Raw genomic sequence first — 19,258 nt, 5'->3', positions numbered from 1 at the left:
CCTTGGAGAAGTTCGACGTCGAAATGATCGGCGCCAGCGCCGACGCCATCGACATGGCGGAAGACCGCGAATTGTTCCGCAACGCCATGACGCGCATCGGCCTGCCGACGCCGCGATCGCATCAGGTCAAAACGCTGTCGCAGGCGCTCGATGCGCTGGACGATATCGGCCTGCCGGCCATCATCCGTCCGTCGTTCACGCTCGGCGGCACCGGCGGCGGCATCGCCTACAACAAGGCGGAGTTCATCGACATCGTCGAACGCGGCATCGATGCCTCGCCGACCAGCGAAGTGCTGATCGAGGAATCGGTGCTCGGCTGGAAAGAGTTCGAGATGGAGGTGGTGCGCGACAAAAAAGATAACTGCATCATCGTCTGCTCGATCGAGAACCTTGACCCGATGGGTGTCCACACCGGCGATTCCATTACGGTCGCGCCGGCGCTGACGCTCACCGACAAGGAATATCAGATCATGCGCGACGCCTCGCTCGCGGTGCTGCGCGAGATCGGGGTCGAAACCGGCGGCTCCAACGTGCAGTTCGGCGTCAATCCGGCCGACGGGCGCATGGTCGTGATCGAGATGAACCCGCGGGTATCGCGCTCCTCGGCGCTGGCGTCGAAGGCGACCGGCTTTCCGATCGCCAAGGTCGCCGCCAAGCTGGCGGTCGGCTACACGCTCGACGAGATCGCCAACGACATCACCGGCGGCGCCACGCCTGCCTCGTTCGAGCCGACCATCGATTACGTCGTCACCAAGATTCCGCGCTTTGCGTTCGAGAAATTTCCCGGCGCCTCCACCACGCTGACCACCTCGATGAAGTCGGTCGGCGAAGTGATGGCGATCGGCCGCACCTTCCAGGAGAGCCTGCAAAAGGCCTTGCGCGGCCTCGAAACCGGACTGACCGGACTCGACGAGATCGAGATCGAGGGGCTCGGCCGCAGCGACGACAAGAACGCCATCCGCGCCGCACTGGGCACGCCGACGCCGAACCGGATTCTGCAGGTGGCGCAGGCGATGCGGCTTGGCTGGTCGAACGAGGATATCTTCACATCCTGCAAGATCGATCCGTGGTTTCTCGCCGAAATGCGCGGCATCGTCGAGATCGAAAACAAGGTCAGGAAAAGCGGCCTGCCCGGCAACGCGTTCGGCATGCGGACCCTGAAGGCGATGGGCTTTTCCGACGCGCGGCTGGCGGTCCTGGCTGGAATCACCGAGGCCGACGTCACGGCACGGCGCCATGGGCTCGGGATTCGGCCGGTATTCAAGCGCATCGACACCTGTGCGGCCGAGTTCGCCTCGCCGACCGCCTACATGTACTCGACCTATGAATCGCCGTTCGCGGGCGCTGCCGCCGACGAGAGCGCGCCTTCGGCCAAGAACAAGGTCATCATCCTTGGCGGCGGACCCAACCGCATCGGCCAGGGCATCGAATTCGACTATTGCTGCTGTCATGCCTGCTTCGCCCTGCACGATGCGGGCTATGAAAGCATCATGATCAACTGCAACCCGGAAACGGTTTCGACCGACTACGACACCGCGGACCGGTTGTACTTCGAGCCGCTGACGGCCGAGGACGTCCTGGAAATCATTGCCACCGAGCGGAAAAACGGCACCTTGCACGGCGTCATCGTGCAGTTCGGCGGCCAGACGCCCCTAAAACTGGCCCGCGCGCTGGAAGCCGCCGATGTGCCGATCCTCGGCACCTCGCCCGACGCCATCGATCTGGCCGAAGACCGCGACCGCTTCAAGCGCGTGCTCGACAAGCTGCGCCTGAAGCAGCCGAAAAACGGCATTGCCTATTCGGTCGAGCAGTCGCGGCTGGTGGCCGCCGATCTCGGACTGCCGCTGGTGGTGCGTCCGTCCTATGTGCTCGGCGGCCGCGCGATGCAGATCATCCGCGAAGAAAACCAGCTCAACAACTACTTGCTCGGCACCTTGCCGGAGCTGGTACCCGCCGACATCAGGGCGCGCTATCCGAACGACAAGACCGGGCAGATCAATACCGTGCTGGGCAAGAATCCGCTGCTGTTCGACCGCTATCTGTCCGATGCCACCGAGATCGACGTCGATTGCCTGTGCGACGGCAAGGACACCTTCATCGTCGGCATCATGGAACATATCGAGGAAGCCGGCATTCATTCCGGAGACTCCGCCTGCTCGCTGCCACCGCACTCGCTCGACGCGCAGATGATCACTGAGCTGGAACGCCAGACCCGCGAACTGGCGCTCGGCCTCGACGTGGTCGGGCTGATGAACGTGCAATATGCCATCAAGAACGGCGACATCTATGTGCTCGAAGTCAATCCGCGGGCCTCGCGCACGGTGCCCTTTGTCGCCAAGGTGATCGGCATGCCGGTGGCCAAGATCGCGGCCAGATTGATGGCCGGCGAGAAGCTCGCCGACTTCGACCTGAAGCAGCGCAAGCTCGGCCATGTCGGCGTCAAGGAATCGGTGTTCCCGTTCGCCCGCTTCCCCGGCGTCGATACCGTGCTCGGTCCGGAAATGCGCTCGACCGGCGAGGTGATGGGGATCGACCGCTCGTTCGAAGTGGCATTCGCCAAAAGCCAGCTTGGCGGCGGCACCCGCGTGCCGCGCAAGGGCACGGTGTTCGTCTCGGTCCGCGAGACCGACAAGACCCGGATCGCGGACGCGGTGCGGCTGTTATATTCGCTTGGCTTCAAGGTGATGGCCACCTCCGGGACGCAGCGTTTCCTCGCCGAGCGCGGCATCCCTACCGAAAAGGTCAACAAGGTGCTGGAGGGGCGGCCGCATATCGTTGACGCCATAACCAATGGCGAGATCCAGCTGGTCTTCAATACCACCGAAGGGCCGCAGGCGCTGGCCGACAGCCGCTCTTTACGACGAGCTGCCCTCTTGCATAAAGTTCCATATTACACCACTCTTTCAGGTGCCGTGGCGGCAGCCCAGGGCATCCGCGCCTATCTGGACGGGGACCTTGAGGTCCGCACGCTGCAGAGTTATTTTTCCGAAACCTGATCTTTGGGCCGCATTTTGCGGCCGCCAATTGATCGGCCGTGAAACCCTCGTGCCTGGAACTCGCCAGCCATGGGGGGGTTCTGTTTCGGCGTTTGTGCGTGCCGCGGATTGGTCCGCATGAAGTTGAAGGACGATGGAAGATGGTGGAAAAGGTTCCGATGACCGCCGGCGGCTATGCCGCCCTCGAGGTCGAATTGAAACAGCGCCAGTCGGTGGAGCGTCCGCGGATCATTGAGCACATTGCCGAAGCGCGCTCGCATGGCGACCTTTCGGAGAACGCGGAATATCACGCCGCAAAGGAAGAGCAGTCCCATAATGAAGGCCGTATCGCCGACCTGGAGGACAAGCTCGCGCGCGCCGACATCATCGACATCAGCAAGCTCTCGGGCGACACCATCAAGTTCGGCGCCACCGTCACCCTGGTCGACGAGGACACCGACAAGAAAGCGGTGTGGCAGATCGTCGGCGAACCGGAAGCCGATGCCAAGAAGGGCCGGATTTCCATCACCTCGCCGCTGGCGCGAGCGCTGATCGGCAAGAAGAAGGGCGCCTCGGTGGAAGTCATGGCGCCCGGCGGCGCCAAGGCCTACGAGATCACCAAGGTCGAATGGCGCTAGAGCCTGGCTGCCGAGCGGCAGGCCGCTAATAGGAGTGGCTGGACACACCGAAGCCGCGTTGTGGCGCAGCTTTGGTCGATCGCGGTCCGTCCCCGGGAGGCAGGCTTCGGCGGGCTGCATCTTTTTATATGTGCATGAGGGAACCGTCACCACTGACGGCTGTCCACGGGAATGCTAGACATCACCCGTCAACAGGGGACCACATGACATGGATGTACTTTTTGCCAAATGGCAGCCCGTCGCGCTGAGCTTGTTTCGCTTCATCACCGGTTTGCTTTTGTTTCAGTTTGGCGTCGCCAAACTTTTCAAATTTCCCCCGGTGCCGATGTTCGCAAAAGTAGAGCTGTTCTCGCTGTTCGGCGCCGCGGGGACCATCGAACTGGTGCTGGGTGGGCTGCTGATGCTTGGCCTGCTTACCCGAATTGTCGCTTTCATCCTGTCCGGTGAAATGGCGTTTGCCTATTTCATCGAACATTTTCCGCGCGGCTTTTTTCCCCTGATCAACAATGGCACCCTAGCCATCCTGTTCTGCTTTGCCTGTCTCTATCTCTCCACCGCGGGCGGCGGCCCGATCAGTCTCGATGCGATGATTCGAAACAAGGAGTGAAGGCGAGCCGGATCGATCAGCCCGCGACCTTGATTTCCAGCGGCACCGCCGCCTCGTATTTGGAATTGTGCAGTACCAGTGACGTCCTGACATTGCGGACATGCGGCGCCGCCGTCAGGCGCGTGACGAAATTCTGAAATGTCGCCATGTCAGGCGCCACGCATTTCAGAATGAAGTCGACTTCGCCCGAGAGCATCCAGCATTCACGCACCAAGGGCTCGGCGCGGACGAATTCCTCGAACGCGCGCAGATCGGCGTCGGCCTGGCTGGACAGATGCACCGATGCGAACACCGTGACATCAAAGCCGAGTCGGCGCGGATCCAACAGCCCGCGATAGCCCTGGATGTAGCCGGCCTGCTCCAGCGTCCGCACGCGGCGCAGGCAGGGCGGTGGCGAAATCCCGACGCGTTTGGCCAGTTCCACATTGGTGATTCGGCCGTCGGCCTGGATTTCAATGAGAATTTTAAGATCGATCTCGTCGAGGTTCTTCGGCACGTGGGTTTCCGGGCTACAAGGCAGGCGGACAAATAACGGTAATAGTCATAGCGCAGCCGGTGCCGGCCGCGCAATTTTATTGCTCGCGCGTCTCACCTTATCGGTCCCCGAAGGTAAAATTCGCTGATATGGATTGCAATTCTTGCATAGCTTGCCAGATATCCTAAACTTGGATTTGACACTTTTGGCGGCGCCGGGATGCCTTTCCGAGCGTCATCCGCCCAAGCACTGACCAGATCACCTTGAAGAGACGGACCTGCCCATGCCCGCCCCCATCCACGCCAAGGTCGTCATTATCGGCTCCGGCCCGGCCGGATACACCGCGGCGATCTACGCTGCGCGCGCGATGCTTGAACCCGTGCTGATCCAGGGCATCCAACCCGGCGGCCAGCTCACCATCACCACTGACGTCGAAAACTATCCGGGCTTCGCCGATGTCATCCAGGGCCCGTGGCTGATGGAGCAGATGGAAAAGCAGGCCGCCCATGTCGGCACCAAAATCGTCACCGATCTGGTTACCAAGGTTGAACTGGCACGCCGGCCGTTCCGCCTCAGCTGCGACAGCGGCGACGTCTATCTCACTGAGACGGTCATTCTCGCCACCGGCGCCCAGGCGCGCTGGCTCGGCACGGCGTCGGAAGAAAAGTTCAAGGGATTTGGCGTGTCGGCCTGCGCGACCTGCGACGGGTTTTTCTACCGCGGCAAGCAGGTCGTCGTCGTTGGCGGCGGCAACACCGCGGTCGAGGAATCGCTGTTTCTGACCAATTTTGCCTCGCAGGTGACGATCGTGCATCGGCGCGACCATTTTCGCGCCGAGCGCATCCTGCAGGAGCGCCTGTTCAATCATCCCAAGATCAAGGTGGTGTGGGACAGCGCCATCGACGAAATCTGCGGTACGGAAAACCCCGGCAAGGTCACCCACGTCCGCTTGAAGAATGTCAAAACCGGCGCGCTGACCGAACTGCCGGCCGACGGCGTCTTCATCGCGATCGGGCACGCCCCGGCGACCGACCTCGTTGCCGGCCAGGTCAAGCTGAAGCCGTCCGGATATGTCGAGGTGGCGCCGAACTCGACCGCGACTTCGGTGCCGGGCGTGTTCGCCGCCGGCGACGTCGCCGATGAGACCTGGCGGCAGGCGGTCACGGCCGCGGGCCTTGGCTGCATGGCCGCCCTCGAAGCCGAGCGTTTTCTTGCTTCAAGCGCCAGCGAGCGCGCGGCGGCGGAATGATCATGGCACGAACTCGGGACGGATTTACCGACATGGATTGGGACAAGCTGAAGGTGTTTCACGCGGCGGCGGAAGCGGGCAGCTTCACGCATGCCGGCGAGCAGCTTGGCCTGTCGCAATCGGCCGTGTCGCGGCAGGTCAGCGCGCTGGAGCAGGAGCTGTCGGTGTCGCTGTTCCATCGCCATGCCCGCGGTCTCATTCTGACCGAACAGGGCGACCTGTTGTTTCGCACCGCGCATGACGTGTTCATGCAGCTGCAGGCCGCGCGCGCCAAACTGACCGACAGCCGCGAGCGGCCGAGCGGCGACCTCAAGATCACGACGCCGCCAGCGCTTGGCATCAACTGGCTGATTCCGCGGCTGCACGAATTCACCGCGCTTTATCCGGAGATCCGGATTTCCATGATCGTCACCGACGAGGAACTCGACCTGTCGATGCGCGAAGCCGACGTCGCGATCCGCACCCGTAAGCCGACCCAGCCCGACCTGATCCAGCGCAAGCTGTTCTCGATCGGCTTTCATGCTTATTGCTCGCCGGAATACATCAAGCGCTTCGGCACGCCGCGCACCCTTGACGAGCTCGACGCGCACCGCATCATCATGCTGAGCGATGCGCAGGTTCCGCAGCACCTGCAAAATCGCAGCTGGCTGATCGATGCCGGCCGCAATGGCTCCGGTCCGCGCGAGGCCTATTTCAAGGTCAACAACATCTTAGGGTTGGTGCGCGCCTGCCAGCAGGGACTAGGTATCGCGGCATTGCCGGACTATCTGGTCGAGGAAAATAACCGCCTGGTGCAATTGTTCGGCGAATCCGACTCGATCCAGCTCGATACCTATTTCGTGTATCCCGAAGAGTTGAAGACGGTGGCGCGGGTGCAGGTGTTCCGGGATTTCGTAGTGAGCAAGGCGCAGCGCTGGCCATCGTAAAGCTTTCGTCTTGCAATCCCCGCTCTTCGCATGACTGACATGCGGTGCGAGCGCTTGCCGCAGGACGCAACCGCGGACCATAATGGCGGACGCTGGGTTTTCGCGTTGCGCATTGTCCCCCTCCTCCAGTGGCGCGAGCGCTCAGTAGTCCCTCTTGGAAGGTGATTGTGTCGGCCTCACGTGGCCAATGCCTTAGGCCGGGCTCTATGGAGCCCGGCTTTTTTTTTGGAACGCGGTGTTCCAATTGCGCAACACCATCGTTGACAGCGGTGACGCGTGCAGACATTATTTGAGAGATGAACAATCTCTGCATCGCGGCTTTCTCGAAAGAAAATCCCCTTCCGGGGAATTGTGATCGACGCGCGCGATAGGCTTCTCGCCCAATCAGGAATCGACGCCGCTAGTCCAGCCTGGTCCGCGCCAGCCGCAGCGCATTGCCGATCACGCTGACCGACGACAGCGCCATCGCCGCGGCGCCGACCATCGGCGACAAGAGAATGCCGAACACCGGATACAGCACGCCGGCGGCGATCGGCACGCCGGCGGAATTGTACAGAAAAGCGAAGGCGAGGTTCTGTCGGATATTGCGCATGGTCGCAACCGACAATCGTCTGGCCCGCACCATGCCCATGAGGTCTCCGGTCAAGAGCGTGACTCCAGCACTTTCGATCGCAATGTCGGTGCCACCGCCCATGGCGATTCCGATATCGGCGGCGGCCAGCGCCGGCGCGTCATTGACGCCATCGCCCACCATGGCGACGCGGCGGCCCTCGCGGCGCAGCCGCTGCACCACTTCGCTCTTGCGCTCCGGCAGGATGCCGGCCTCGATCTCGACGATATCAAGCCTTGATGCCACCGCCCGCGCCGTGGTCAGGTTGTCGCCGGTCAGCATCACGATCCGCAAGCCCGCGGCACGCAGCGCCTGCAAGGCGGCCGGCGCCGACGGTTTTATCGGATCGGCAATGGCGATGATGCCGGCGGCGCGGCCGTCGATCGTGACATAGATCGCGGTGGCGCCATCCTGCCGCGCGGCCTCCGCGGCATCGTCCAGCACCCCGGTTGCAATATTCAACTCACCCATCAGGGTCGCATTGCCGAGCGCGATCTTGCGGCCGTCGACGGTTCCGGTGGCGCCACGGCCCGGGCGCGCGGTGAAATCGTCGGCATCGGCAAGCCGTAACCTGCGATCGAAGGCGGCATTGAGGATCGCCTGCGCCAGCGGATGCTCACTGCCGCGCTCGACACTGGCCGCAAGCCGCAGCAATTCCGCTTCGTCGCTTGTGTCCACCGTCACGATGCTGACCACCCGGGGCTTGCCCTCGGTCAGGGTACCGGTTTTGTCGATCACGACGGTGTCGATGCTTTCGAACCGCTCCAGCGCTTGCGCGTCGCGGATCAGGATTCCCGAACGCGCACCGCGGCCGATGCCGACCATGATCGACATCGGAGTGGCCAGGCCGAGCGCGCAGGGACAGGCGATGATCAAAACCGTCACGGCGGCGACCAGCCCAAAGGTAAAACGCGGCTCTGGTCCGAATACCGCCCAGGCCGAAAACGCCAGCACCGCCGTTGCGATCACCGTCGGCACGAACCAGCCGGCGACCCGGTCGGCGAGCGCCTGGATCGGCGCCCGCGAGCGCTGCGCCCGCGCCACCATGTCGACGATCCGCGCCAGCATGGTGTCGCGGCCGACCTTGTCGGCGCGCAGGATCAATCCGCCGCTTTGGTTGATGGTGCCGCCGATCACGCGCGCGCCTTCGGCCTTCGAAACCGGCATCGATTCCCCGGTCACCATGGACTCGTCGACCAGAGAACGCCCCTCGCTGACGATGCCGTCGACCGGTATTCTCTCGCCGGGGCGCACCCGCAGCCGATCGCCGACTGCGATAAGATCGATCGCGACGTCCTCGTCGCCATGCAAGGCGATGCGCCGCGCGGTTTTTGGCTTTAGGCCAAGCAGCGCTCGGATCGCGCCGGAGGTGCGCGCGCGGGCCCGCAATTCCAGCACCTGCCCGAGCAGGACCAGGACCGTGATGACGGCGGCGGCCTCGAAATAGACCGCGACCATGCCGTGCATGTCGCGGAAGGCAGGCGGAAACCACCGCGGCACCAGCGTGCCGACCACGCTGTAGAGATAGGCCACGCCGGTGCCCATCGCGATCAACGTGAACATGTTGAGGTTCCGGGTCATCAAAGACCGCCAGCCGCGTTCGAAGAACGGCGCGCCGGCCCACAGCACCACCGGCGTCGAAAATGCAAACGAAATCCAGTTCGACCACGTCGGCGGTACAAGGTGCATCAGGCCGAGATGGCTGCCCATCTCGATCACAAACACCGGAAGCGTCAGCGCCAGCGCAATCCAGAACCGCCTGACCATATCGGTCAGTTCGGGATCCGGCGCATCGTCGAGCGAGACCTCTTCGGGCTCCAGCGCCATACCGCAGATCGGACAGGCACCGGGTCCGGTCTGCCGCACCTCCGGATGCATCGGACAGGTGTAGATCATGCCGGCCGGCGCCGCCGGTTCGGGCTGGCTCGGGTGCAGGAATTTTTCCGGCTCGGCCTCGAAGCGCTCGCGGCAGCGCGCGCCGCAGAAGAAATAATCCTGCCCCTGGTAGGAAAAACGGTGCCTGGCAGTCGCAGGGGCGACGCTCATGCCACAAACCGGATCGGTCGCCGGCATCGCGGCGACCCCTTCCGCGGCGTGTTTGCCGCCGCAGCGGGAGCGGGACTGCGGCATCGAATCGCCATGATGATGGCCGCCGTGGCCGGTTTGCGTGCCGTCTGCGTGACCATGATCTGCCGCTGCCACCAAACTCTCCCGGCCCCTTGATCCATATACCCTGGGGGGGTATATGACCGCTATGCGCGCCGAGATCAAGACGTCCTGCCTGAAAAGGCTGAAGCGAATCGAAGGCCAGATCCGCGGCCTCGCCGCGATGGTCGAGGACGACCGCTATTGCATCGACGTGGTGACGCAGATCGCCGCGGCGAAAGCGGCGCTGCGCCGCGTCGAGGAGGAAGTCCTGCGCGACCATGTCTCCCACTGCGTCGAGCACGCGATTCTGTCCGGCGACAAGGCCGACCAGCGCCGCAAGATCGCGGAGCTGATGGACGTAATAGGCCGCGCGGACAGATAGTCCGCGAGCCGTCATCGTATCTGTTCGTTCCGCGGAGGCGAGCGGCGCGGCGAACAATGCTTCACGGCGCCGCGAAACCGCGGCACCACGATCGAGCAGGCCGTGGAAAACCGGCCGTGGTTAACGCGCGGTGACGCTGGTCTCAAAATTCGAACGATCTGGCAGCAAAGGCTTTAAAGCCCAGGACCTATAAAGATCCCTCAACAAAAAAACAGGGAAACAATGACCGCTCTACCCATTCAAAATGCAGGCTACCCGACGTCCGTGCAGCATCAAACGCTGCAGGATCTTCTCCTGGTGTCGTCGTTCGGCCTGTGGGCCGTGCTGCTGGGCCTGCTGCCGGCGCTGGCCTTCCATCTGCTGACAAGCTGATGTCATGACATGTGCCCGCGTGGTTAACCGCGGCTGGCACCCGGTATCGAATGGGATCGAAATTGCAACCGGTTTTTTTAGAATTCGACGCTTATCAATGTCGGCATAAAAGCAAAAACGCGGGGGCGTACGTGACTGCCAGTAACTATCCATATCGCGAACAACAGCGCTTCAGTACCGAGGACGTGCTTTGGGCGCTCGGAATCTGGTCCGTGATCCTGTGCCTGTCGCCGGTCATCGCATTTTACGTACTGATGGTCGGCTAGACCCATCGCGGGCTCAGAACGGCCCCAGCTTTCCGCAGCACGAAGAGCCGGATTGCCGTCGCTTCGCCTGCTGCCAATGGCGATGGTCATTATAGAGCTCCATCAACAACAAAAAACGCGCGGAGCACGCGCGTTTCTACGGCCGGGCAGCGCCGCTGGCTATGCCGCCTGCTTGTGCATCGTGCCGGCCGCGGGCGCCGATCCACGGATCGCCTTTACCGAGCGTTCGATCGCCGTCCACAGCCGGCCGATTTCCGCCGCCGCGCGGCCTTCGGCGGAGTATTCGCGGGCACCCTCGCCGTGACTGAGCGCCATCAGGAGATCGGCCCGGTTGGTGATCTGTCCGCCCCATACCGGGGCACGAAACTTGGCCAGCGCTTCCCGCGCGATGGCGACGATCGGGCTCTCGGCGTCGTCGCGGCGTGCCGGAGCGCCGTTGATCACCACCGCATAGGGCTTGCGGGCGTTGCGGCAGGTCTGAATGGTGTCCTGGACGGCGTTGACGTCGAAAACGCCCGGCCGCGCCGGAACAATCACCATCGTGGCGTATTTGATGGAATCTTCCACGACCGCGGAGGTATTAGGCGGCGTATCGATGAACACCCATTCGAAACCGTCGCGTTTCGCGGCGGCGATGATGGCGCTGACGGAAGTGACCGCGGTCTTGATCGGTGGCTCGTTGGTGCCGCGCAGCTTGTGCCAGAGCGTGAGCGACCCCTGCGGATCGGCATCGATGAGCAGACAGGGCTTCGTTACCTTATGGACGTGAGCAGCCAGATGGGCGGCCAACGTACTTTTTCCCGAGCCACCTTTACGCGAAGCGAAAACAATAACGTTCATACCTTGGCCTCCATGATGACCCTGGAGGCCAAAATGAATGAGCGGACTGATTCGTGAAAGAAAAATTTGCGGGCAATCGTGACGCGACTATTGATTAGACAGCGAAGATGGCTTTTAACTCATACCTTGAGTTGCAAACGGTCGCGATTGAATCGAAGGTGGTTGCAAGGCTGGTTGATGAATCATTGAGCGACCGTTTTGCGAACAGCGATCGAATCCGTTGCCGTCATGCCGATCCGTTCTGCGATCAGACCGCCGGCTTTCTCGAAGACCCTTCCGTGATTGGCAGCTCGGCCGCCTGCAGAGCGGTTCAACACCCCGCCAACCCGGCACTCATGATGCGCGACCCGACGCATGAGCACCTCATCGTGATTAGTGATAACGTTTAGTTCACATCGTCCAGGCCGGCGCAGCCAAGGCGCTGCGGCCGCATGAAGGTGATCACCCGATAATCGGTGGAGTGCGTATTTCGGGCTGCCTCAGCAAGGTCAGTAATGCAGACTTAAAATGCAGACCTGAGCTGCAGTTCAGGTCGCGCCCGGCTTTGCCGGCTTCCTGGGCTTGCGCGGCTTGGCGCTGGCCGGCTTCCGCGCGATCGCCGGCCTGATGCTGAGGGGCTTCCCCGCCGCAACCGGCGTGACCTCGGGCTCGGGTCTGAAGAACACCCGACAGCCAGGACTGAGCTGCGATTTATTCCTGACCATGCAGACCGTGACACGGTCGACATCGGGAATCTCGGAACTGCAAAGCCGGAACGCGTCGCCGGTGCAGGCCTGTTGCTGCTCTGCGGTATAGGCTCGGCCTGCAGTCGGCAGCAGCGGCACCGAGAGCGCCGTTGCCAACATCACGCCGGGCTGGAAAATCCTGGAACCGAAAGCCACCATGATTCCCCCGATGTGTTGCTTTCGCGAATTGTGGGTGAATGAAGGACGATTGGCAAGGCCGGAACGCCCGGCCCGCCCGCTCGCCCGCTCGCTCGCTCGCTCGCGCAAGCATCGCACAAAATGCTAGTAACGCGCCTCCGTCGTGCTAGGCTGTGCGACGGGCGCTCAGTGAACATTGGGTAGATTCGGGCTTGCGGTTGTTCCCGCGGGCCGGGTTTTGCTTAGGTTTCAATGAGGCGCGCATGGCCACTCAGCAATCCCAGAACTTGCTTTTGGCGCATCTTCCTTCAGCCGACTTCGAATTGCTGCGGCCTTGCCTGCGCACCATCGATATGCCGCATGGCTTGGTGCTGGCGAGGTCGGGAGAGATCGCAAAAAGCGCTTACTTTCCCCATAGCGGCGTCATTTCCTCAATAATAACCATGGCCGACGGAGACACGGTCGAGGTCCGCATGACAGGTCGCGATGGCGCTCTTGGCGCCACTTCGGGAGCCGCAGAGCGAAGGTGGTTTGCCTCAGCCGTCGTTCGGATCGAAGGCGAGTCGTCCGTCATCGACCTGCCCGACCTTCAAGTTGCGATTGACCAGAGCGCAGCGCTCCGCGCCGCGCTGGCTCGCAGTGAAGCCATTCAACAGGCTATCGATGAGCAGTCGATTGCCTGCAATGCGGTCCACGATGTGGGAGCGCGATTGGCGCGGAAGCTGTTGCGCCTTAGCGATACGTTCGGCGAAACCAAATTTACCGTCAGGCAGGAAGCGTTGGCAGAAATGCTGGGCATCCGGCGCAATGCCCTGTCACTGGTGGCGCATGCCATGAAAGAGGCCGGCATCATCCGCTTCAGCCGCGGGCTTGTGGAAATAATAGATGTCGATGCTTTGCAAGCCCAATCGTGTGAATGCTACGCCGCCGTGATGGCCTATCAGCACGCCTGCGAAAGGCAATCAGACTAGACCTTTTCCGCCAGCAGACGGATCCTGAACAGGGCTTTTTTGTTGTCGTCCAATAGTTCCATCTGCCAGTCGGAATCCGGCTTCAGGGCGCGCGTGATGCCGCTGACGAGATCCGCACACACCCTGGTCATCTCCTTCCAGGCCTCGTCGTCGTCCTGGAGATCGAATGCGACATCTGAAGTGCCGGAATAACTTCCGTGCGCGATACGAAAATAATAGCGTGGCATCTTGATGACCTCGGCACGGCGGCCACAGGGCCGGATCGTTATAAGCGGTAACGATATGATTATACATAGTAATAACGGGGCAATTTTCTTTCTTCATTCAGGTCAATTCGTGGCATCGGCGCCCGCTGGCGTTGAGCACAATGCCGGGGCGGCAGTGAAGTAGCCATGCACGGCGTTGAACATAATGCGGCGGCTGCCGCGAAGTTGACATGCGACGGTCACCAAGGTGACCTCTAGCGATGCGGAAAACGCAGGGCTGGTGGCGCCGCGTCGCCTGCGGGCTTGCTATGCGACCGCCGCCCTCCAGGCGCCCGCCAAACGATCGATCGCCGCGTAGAGTTGCTCGGGCTCGAACGGCTTGGAGAGATAATCGTTCATGCCAGCGGCCAAACAGCTTTCGCGCTGACCGACCAATGCATTGCCCGTGAGCGCGATGATCGGCACTTCGCGCATCGGGCCGCCCGACTGACGTATCTTTCGCGCCGCCGAGAGACCGTCCAGTTCAGGCATCTGCATGTCCATCAATACCAAATCGTACCGCTGGCGTTCGACCGCGGCAACAGCCAGCGCGCCGTTGGCCACGATCTCCGCCTGGTGTCCCGCCTTCGCCAGCAGCTTCGAGATCAGCTTTTGAATCAGAGCGTTGTCTTCGGCAACGAGGATCTTCAGGGAATGCGAGGTCGCTGCCATGCCCGGCGCGACCGCCGGCGCCTGAGGTTCGAACCCCTGGGCGCAGCGCACCGTGAACCAGAAGGTGCTGCCGCATCCCGGCGCACTGTCAACGCCGATCGTGCCGCCCATCATCAGGCACAATTGCTTGCATATCGCCAGTCCAAGGCCGGTGCCGCCGTATTTGCGCGATACCGAGCTATCCGCCTGCGTGAACGGACTGAACAACCGGGCCTGAACATCCGGGGCGATGCCCGGGCCCTCGTCGATGACCTCGACACGAAGCTCGATGCCGTCGTCGGGCCCGACGCGATGCGACACCGCAATTCGTACGCTGCCTTTTTCCGCGAATTTGATGGCGTTGTTGGCCAAATTGAGCAGGATCTGGCGAATTCGATTCGGATCGCCGCATAGCCATTTCGGGATATCGTTATCCAGCGAAACCACGGCCCGCGGGCCCTTGTCAGAGGCGGCGGCGTCGAGCAGTGAACTGACCTCGCCGGTCAGCCGCTCCAGATTGAAGTTGATCGCTTCGGGAAGCAGGCGGCCGGCCTCGAGCTTGGAAAAATCGAGGATGTCATTGATGACAGCCAGCAGCGCCGCGGCTGAACTACGCGCAACCTCGGCCAATTGCTTCTGTTCCTCGTTCAGCGGCGTGTCGCGCAGCAGACTGAGCATCCCGGTCATGCTGGTCATCGGCGTGCGAATTTCATGGCTCATCATCGCCAGAAAATCCGATTTCGCGGAAGACGCGGCTTCCGCGGCGTCTCTCGCCAGGCACAGCTCGGTAGCGGTCGCGATCAGCTCGAGCTTTTGCGCCTCAAGGTCGGCCTTGACACGCTCGAGGTCCACGACCCTCTGCTCGAGGTCCACCTCCATGTGCCGCAGGTCTTTCCGGGCACGCCGCGCCATCTCGGCCTGCACGACCAAGCGAAGCTGTTGCGCAAGTTCGAGGTCTGATTTCGACCAGGGACTGGAGCGGCCGGTGACGGTTTCGATCCAGGGCACAAACGACTTCCGTGGCGAAAGCCGCCCCGTCGCAGGATCAATGACGCCCGGCTTTGCGGGATTGCCGGCCCATCTGACGGTGCTGGCCTTCTCGGGTCTCAACCAGATAATCGCATCCTCGTGGCCATGCGAAAGCGGCATCAGCAGTGCGCCGCTCAATTCAGCCGCGCTCCTGGCCAGTTCAGGATAACGCCGGCTCAAGTCATCGACGGCCACGATCTCCCCATGGGAATAGGATAGCATCAGTTCGAGTGCGCCCTCAGCCGCCGCCCTCGGATGCTTGCCGAAATGGAAATTCTCGCCCGACAGCCGGACGACAACGCCGGCGGCATCGACCATGCGAAGCAGCGGCGTTTCAGCGGCGGTGAACGCCTCGGGCAGCGGCATCGGCGCGGTCAGCAGATCGGCCGTCGCGTGCAGGTCGGCCACGCGCCCTGCATCGATTTCGGCCGCCTCGAGATCTGCAAGCCGGAGCGCGACATATTGACCGATCATGTCTGCGACGCTGCGCAAGTCCGGCGCGGCGACCCTGGGGGAGCCATGATGACACAACAACAAGCCCCAGAGCTTCTGCCCGGAGACAACCGCAACACTCATGCTGGCCGCGACCTGCATGTTGCGCAGGTATTCGCGATGGATCGGCGAGACGCTGCGCAGCGAGCTGCGGGTGAGGTCGACCGGCTCAGCATCGGAAAGCGTGGGATGCGCGAGCAGGGCAACGGGGTCGTAAGAGGTGTCGCATATGACGCCGACGCGGTGACGCTGGTAAAGACGCCGCGCCGGCGGGGGAATGTCGCTGGCCGGGTAGCGCAGCCCCAAATAAGGTTCAAGATGCGGTTCGCGGGCTTCGGCGATCACTTCACCATCGCCGTTTTCGCAGAAGCGATAGGCCATGACACGGTCATAACCCGCGATCGACTTCAAACCGTCAACCGCAATGGCGCAAATCTCGTCGCGGCTGGTCGCACCGACAAAAACCTCGAGCAGCGACTGCAGCATGATAACCGGCGGACTTTGCCCCGGTTCGCGCCGCACCGGCTCCATGTCAAGGCATAGGTACCTTCCAGACTGATGCGCCCGAAGGTGTAGGGTGCCGCCATCAGGTCCACGCAAGACATAGACCTGCTCGAGTTTCATGCCGTTGGCTGAGGCAGGATTGCAAATCGTCTGGCGAGCCTCATCGCCGAGGACGTCGGCCAATGGCAGGCCGATCACAGTTTCGGCCGCGCGCCCCAGGATCACATCGAGATTGGCGCTGGCGTGAGTTATCACCCCGCTGTCGGACAGAACAGCCAGCAACGCGCCGTGCGGCTGGACGCAGCCGGGAATATGAATCGGTTCCAGACCGCATGCCGAGCCATCGCGCAGAGGATTTTTCTTAACATTCATGATGGAATTCAACCTCCGGCGAGCCATCGATACCGTCCTTGCGGCCCCAGCGATCAATCGCTGCGAAGAGCGCCGCAGGTCGAATTGGCTTGGTTACGTAGTCGTTCATGCCGGCCTGAAGATATTCTTTGCGCTGACCGGCCAGTGCGTTGGCCGTCAACGCGATGATCGGGACGGCGCGCTCGGCTCCTGACAGGCCACGGATCGCCTTGGTCGCCGAAATACCGTCCATCTCCGGCATCTGCACATCCATCAGCACCAGATCGTAAATGGCCTTCTGAACGGCTGTCACTGCCTCAGCGCCGTTGACGACCATTTCGGCGTGATGGCCCTTTTTTCGGAGCAGGGTTGAAATCAGCGTCGCGACAATCGGACTGTCCTCCGCCACCAGGATATGCAGCGGGCAACCCGGATCCTCTTCGGACCGGTCAAGCGCCGGGCCCACCACATCGGGTATTCCCAACGGGCACCTCACCGTGAACCAGAATGTGCTGCCCTGGCCATCCGTACTGTCGACGCCGACTGTGCCGCCCATCATCTTGCAAAGCTTGTCGCAGATTGCGAGACCCAGACCGCTGCCACCATATTTGCGGGATACCGAAGTGTCGGCCTGTATAAAGGCATTAAACAGACGGTCCTTGACGTCGGCGGGAATTCCGATCCCACTGTCCGTGATTTTGACAATCAATTCGTTGGTGCCGTCGATCAGGACGCGATGGTAAGCCGCGACCCGCACATGGCCCTGACTGGTAAACTTGATCGCGTTGCTGCCCAAGTTGAGCAGGATCTGCCGGATACGGGTTGGGTCGCCCTTGAGCCACTCCGGCATGCCGTGCCCAAAAGACAGGCTAAGATCGAGGCCTCGCTCGGCTGCCTTGTTCCGCAACGAGTCAACAGCGCCCGCGATCAGGCGCTTGACATCGAAGTCGATCGCCTCGGTCACCAGGCGACCAGCTTCCAGCTTGGAGAAATCCAGGATGTCGTTGACGACGCAGAGCAGACCATCCGCGGATTCCATAGCGAGATTGGCGTAGCGACGCTGCTCTTCGTTGAGCGGCATTTCGGCAAGCAGATTCACCATGCCGATCATTCCGGTCATAGGCGTCCGGATCTCGTGGCTCATGATCGCGAGAAAATCCGACTTGGCGCGATTGGCCGCCTCGGCCGCGTCCCTGGCGGCGATCAGTTCGGCGGCGTTTTCGACCAGCGCCTGCTTCTGCGCTTCGAGCTGCCGTTGCGCGGTCTCGAGGTCGGCGACTTTCTGTTCAAGCGCGGCTTCGACCTGCTTGAATGCCGTGATGTCGCTCCACAGGCCGGCGACGCCGCCGTCGGAAGTTCGATAGGTCCTTAACTTGATCCAGCGGCCATCGGCATACCGGCGCACCAGCGGATCGCTCGCCGCGTGGTACCAGGCCAGCATTGTTGCAAACCAGTCATCGAACCCGTCGAGCCCCGGATCGAAAACGCCCCGCCTATTTCCCTCACGCAACAATTCGGCAAAAAGCTTTCCCGGTTCAAAGAGATCTTCCAGTGCCGGGAAAAAATTCCGACACTGGGAATTTGCCAGCACGAACCGATCATCCTTGTCGTACAGCAAGAAGCCGTCCGAAATCGACTCGATCGCATCCGAGAGCCTGCGCTGGGATTCCAGCACGTGCGCCTCGGCGGTCTTGCGTTCGGTGATGTCCTGCACAATGCCGAACAGCCCGATCACTTCTCCATCGGGGCCAAGGCTGGGAATGGCTTCCACGCGAACCCAGCGCAGGCCACCATCGGGCCGGATCCAGCGATGCTCGTGAGTCAAGGCAGCTTTGGTCCGGCGTACTTGCATGCGTAGTCGCACATACTCGTCAGCGTCCTCGGGGTGCAGCAACGCCTCGACGGCCTTGAGGTTGACGGTCGCCGTGGGCGGGAGTCCGGCAATTTCAAATATTTGCGGCGACCAGACGGAGCTTTCGCCCGCGACGTCGGTAATCCAATAGCCAAGTTTTCCGATCCGCTGCGCTTCCTGCAGGAGGCGCCGGGTCTGCTCAAGGCTGCTGTTCTGACGCGCAAGCAACTGCTCGGAATCCCGCAGCCGGCGGATTTTTTCCGCCATCGCCACCAGCAGCACGAGCACACCGGCAACGGCCGCCATAGCGCCAAAAAGCATGATCATGGCATCCCGCCACCAGGACCCAAGCATGGCCTGCTCGGTCATCCCCGACGAAACCGCCAATGGAAAGCCGCGTACCGGATGGATGGCGAGAAAGCGCTTCGCTCCGTCGGGATCGATCACTTCCAATTCACCGCCGCTCTTCAACTTGGAGGGATCTTTGACGACGGTACCAATGCGGTTCGACCGAGGATAGCTCGCCAGCCTCATCCCGTCCTGCCGCAACATCGTTATCGTGTTGCTCTCACCCAGCGCGAGCGACTGATAAAACTCCTCGAAATCCGCCAGCCTGATCGCCGCCTGCACGATCCCTTTGAATTCGCCTTGCGGGCCGTTGAGCCGTCGGGTCAGATACAGCGTCCAGGCGCCGTCCAGCATGTTGGGCACGGGCTCGCTGACGAAAATCTCGGGATCGGCGTGGTCGCGCACATGGCGAAACTGCTCGCGCCCGCTGATATCCATCACCGGTACCGGCCATGACACCGCGT

General features: G+C 62.1%; 17 protein-coding genes. 10 read left to right on the top strand and 7 right to left on the bottom strand.

Translation table 11 applies throughout. The features are described 5' to 3' along the window. The 3 genes from carB to ABSG20_RS09990 form a co-directional block, all read left to right on the top strand. The coding region (gene carB / locus ABSG20_RS10000) for a carbamoyl-phosphate synthase large subunit (protein WP_423864341.1) at positions 1–2,996 on the top strand (2,996 nt) is incomplete at its 5' end. Between the two features lie 140 nt (positions 2,997–3,136). Beyond that, a complete protein-coding gene (gene greA, locus ABSG20_RS09995; RefSeq protein WP_423864340.1) occupies positions 3,137–3,613 on the top strand; it encodes a transcription elongation factor GreA in 477 nt (158 codons plus the stop codon). Between the two features lie 208 nt (positions 3,614–3,821). Beyond that, positions 3,822–4,220: a DoxX family protein gene (locus tag ABSG20_RS09990; protein ID WP_423864339.1), complete on the top strand. Its 399-nt coding sequence runs from the start codon at positions 3,822–3,824 to the stop codon at positions 4,218–4,220. A gap of 16 nt (positions 4,221–4,236) precedes the next feature. Here the strand turns inward: ABSG20_RS09990 and ABSG20_RS09985 are convergent, their stop codons facing one another. After that, on the bottom strand, positions 4,237–4,716 hold the full coding sequence (locus ABSG20_RS09985; RefSeq protein WP_423864338.1) for an Lrp/AsnC family transcriptional regulator: 480 nt from the start codon (positions 4,714–4,716) through the stop codon (positions 4,237–4,239). A 262-nt stretch (positions 4,717–4,978) separates the two neighbouring features. Between ABSG20_RS09985 and trxB the strand changes: the two genes are divergently transcribed. Both trxB and ABSG20_RS09975 read left to right on the top strand, forming a co-directional pair. After that, entirely contained in the window at positions 4,979–5,944 is a 966-nt protein-coding gene (gene trxB / locus ABSG20_RS09980; protein WP_423864337.1) for a thioredoxin-disulfide reductase, read from the top strand. 2 nt (positions 5,945–5,946) lie between these two features. Then, entirely contained in the window at positions 5,947–6,870 is a 924-nt protein-coding gene (locus ABSG20_RS09975) for a LysR family transcriptional regulator (RefSeq protein WP_423864336.1), read from the top strand. A 400-nt stretch (positions 6,871–7,270) separates the two neighbouring features. Here ABSG20_RS09975 and ABSG20_RS09970 read toward each other — a convergent pair whose 3' ends face one another. Beyond that, positions 7,271–9,682, bottom strand: a complete 2,412-nt coding sequence (locus ABSG20_RS09970; RefSeq protein ID WP_423864335.1) for a heavy metal translocating P-type ATPase — start codon at positions 9,680–9,682, stop codon at positions 7,271–7,273. A gap of 52 nt (positions 9,683–9,734) precedes the next feature. Between ABSG20_RS09970 and ABSG20_RS09965 the strand changes: the two genes are divergently transcribed. The 3 genes from ABSG20_RS09965 (at position 9,735) to ABSG20_RS09955 (ending at position 10,648) form a co-directional block, all read left to right on the top strand. Then, complete coding sequence (locus tag ABSG20_RS09965) at positions 9,735–10,010, top strand: metal-sensitive transcriptional regulator (protein WP_423864334.1); 276 nt, start codon at positions 9,735–9,737, stop codon at positions 10,008–10,010. 222 nt (positions 10,011–10,232) lie between these two features. After that, complete coding sequence (locus tag ABSG20_RS09960) at positions 10,233–10,382, top strand: hypothetical protein (protein ID WP_423864333.1); 150 nt, start codon at positions 10,233–10,235, stop codon at positions 10,380–10,382. A 131-nt stretch (positions 10,383–10,513) separates the two neighbouring features. Then, positions 10,514–10,648 (top strand): hypothetical protein, encoded by a 135-nt coding sequence (locus ABSG20_RS09955; protein ID WP_423864332.1) that lies wholly within the window; start codon positions 10,514–10,516, stop codon positions 10,646–10,648. Between the two features lie 159 nt (positions 10,649–10,807). Here ABSG20_RS09955 and ABSG20_RS09950 read toward each other — a convergent pair whose 3' ends face one another. Then, complete coding sequence (locus ABSG20_RS09950; RefSeq protein WP_423864331.1) at positions 10,808–11,488, bottom strand: AAA family ATPase; 681 nt, start codon at positions 11,486–11,488, stop codon at positions 10,808–10,810. Between the two features lie 107 nt (positions 11,489–11,595). Between ABSG20_RS09950 and ABSG20_RS09945 the strand changes: the two genes are divergently transcribed. Beyond that, entirely contained in the window at positions 11,596–11,877 is a 282-nt protein-coding gene (locus tag ABSG20_RS09945) for a hypothetical protein (protein WP_423864330.1), read from the top strand. Positions 11,878–12,015: 138 nt separating this feature from the next. On the opposite strand, the gene ABSG20_RS09940 is transcribed toward ABSG20_RS09945, so the two are convergent. Continuing rightward, entirely contained in the window at positions 12,016–12,372 is a 357-nt protein-coding gene (locus tag ABSG20_RS09940; RefSeq protein WP_423864329.1) for a hypothetical protein, read from the bottom strand. A gap of 191 nt (positions 12,373–12,563) precedes the next feature. Here ABSG20_RS09940 and ABSG20_RS09935 point away from each other — a divergent pair, with 191 nt between their 5' ends. Then, positions 12,564–13,322, top strand: coding sequence for a Crp/Fnr family transcriptional regulator (locus ABSG20_RS09935; RefSeq protein WP_423864328.1), 759 nt, complete (start codon positions 12,564–12,566; stop codon positions 13,320–13,322). Here ABSG20_RS09935 and ABSG20_RS09930 read toward each other — a convergent pair. The 3 genes from ABSG20_RS09930 to ABSG20_RS09920 all read right to left on the bottom strand — a co-directional run. Beyond that, complete coding sequence (locus tag ABSG20_RS09930) at positions 13,319–13,549, bottom strand: DUF6894 family protein (protein WP_423864327.1); 231 nt, start codon at positions 13,547–13,549, stop codon at positions 13,319–13,321. The genes ABSG20_RS09935 and ABSG20_RS09930 overlap by 4 nt on opposite strands. Positions 13,550–13,834: 285 nt before the next feature. Next, positions 13,835–16,615, bottom strand: a complete 2,781-nt coding sequence (locus ABSG20_RS09925; RefSeq protein ID WP_423864326.1) for an ATP-binding protein — start codon at positions 16,613–16,615, stop codon at positions 13,835–13,837. Then, positions 16,605–19,258: ATP-binding protein (locus tag ABSG20_RS09920; RefSeq protein ID WP_423864325.1), on the bottom strand; the 2,654-nt coding region annotated here is incomplete at its 5' end. The genes ABSG20_RS09925 and ABSG20_RS09920, both read right to left, overlap by 11 nt.

The organism is Bradyrhizobium sp. (genome assembly GCF_049512235.1).
In the GTDB taxonomy this organism is placed as follows: Bacteria; Pseudomonadota; Alphaproteobacteria; order Rhizobiales; family Xanthobacteraceae; genus Bradyrhizobium.
This window is presented reverse-complemented; position numbering and strand designations above follow the sequence as displayed.

Coding starts and splice junctions, on each gene's coding strand:
- greA (WP_423864340.1), top strand. CDS start 3,137: ATGGTGGAAAAGGTTCCGATGACCGCCGGCGGCTATGCCGCCCTCGAG.
- ABSG20_RS09990 (WP_423864339.1), top strand. CDS start 3,822: ATGGATGTACTTTTTGCCAAATGGCAGCCCGTCGCGCTGAGCTTGTTT.
- trxB (WP_423864337.1), top strand. CDS start 4,979: ATGCCCGCCCCCATCCACGCCAAGGTCGTCATTATCGGCTCCGGCCCG.
- ABSG20_RS09975 (WP_423864336.1), top strand. CDS start 5,947: ATGGCACGAACTCGGGACGGATTTACCGACATGGATTGGGACAAGCTG.
- ABSG20_RS09965 (WP_423864334.1), top strand. CDS start 9,735: ATGCGCGCCGAGATCAAGACGTCCTGCCTGAAAAGGCTGAAGCGAATC.
- ABSG20_RS09960 (WP_423864333.1), top strand. CDS start 10,233: ATGACCGCTCTACCCATTCAAAATGCAGGCTACCCGACGTCCGTGCAG.
- ABSG20_RS09950 (WP_423864331.1), bottom strand. CDS start 11,488: ATGAACGTTATTGTTTTCGCTTCGCGTAAAGGTGGCTCGGGAAAAAGT.
- ABSG20_RS09945 (WP_423864330.1), top strand. CDS start 11,596: ATGGCTTTTAACTCATACCTTGAGTTGCAAACGGTCGCGATTGAATCG.
- ABSG20_RS09940 (WP_423864329.1), bottom strand. CDS start 12,372: ATGGTGGCTTTCGGTTCCAGGATTTTCCAGCCCGGCGTGATGTTGGCA.
- ABSG20_RS09930 (WP_423864327.1), bottom strand. CDS start 13,549: ATGCCACGCTATTATTTTCGTATCGCGCACGGAAGTTATTCCGGCACT.
- ABSG20_RS09925 (WP_423864326.1), bottom strand. CDS start 16,615: ATGAATGTTAAGAAAAATCCTCTGCGCGATGGCTCGGCATGCGGTCTG.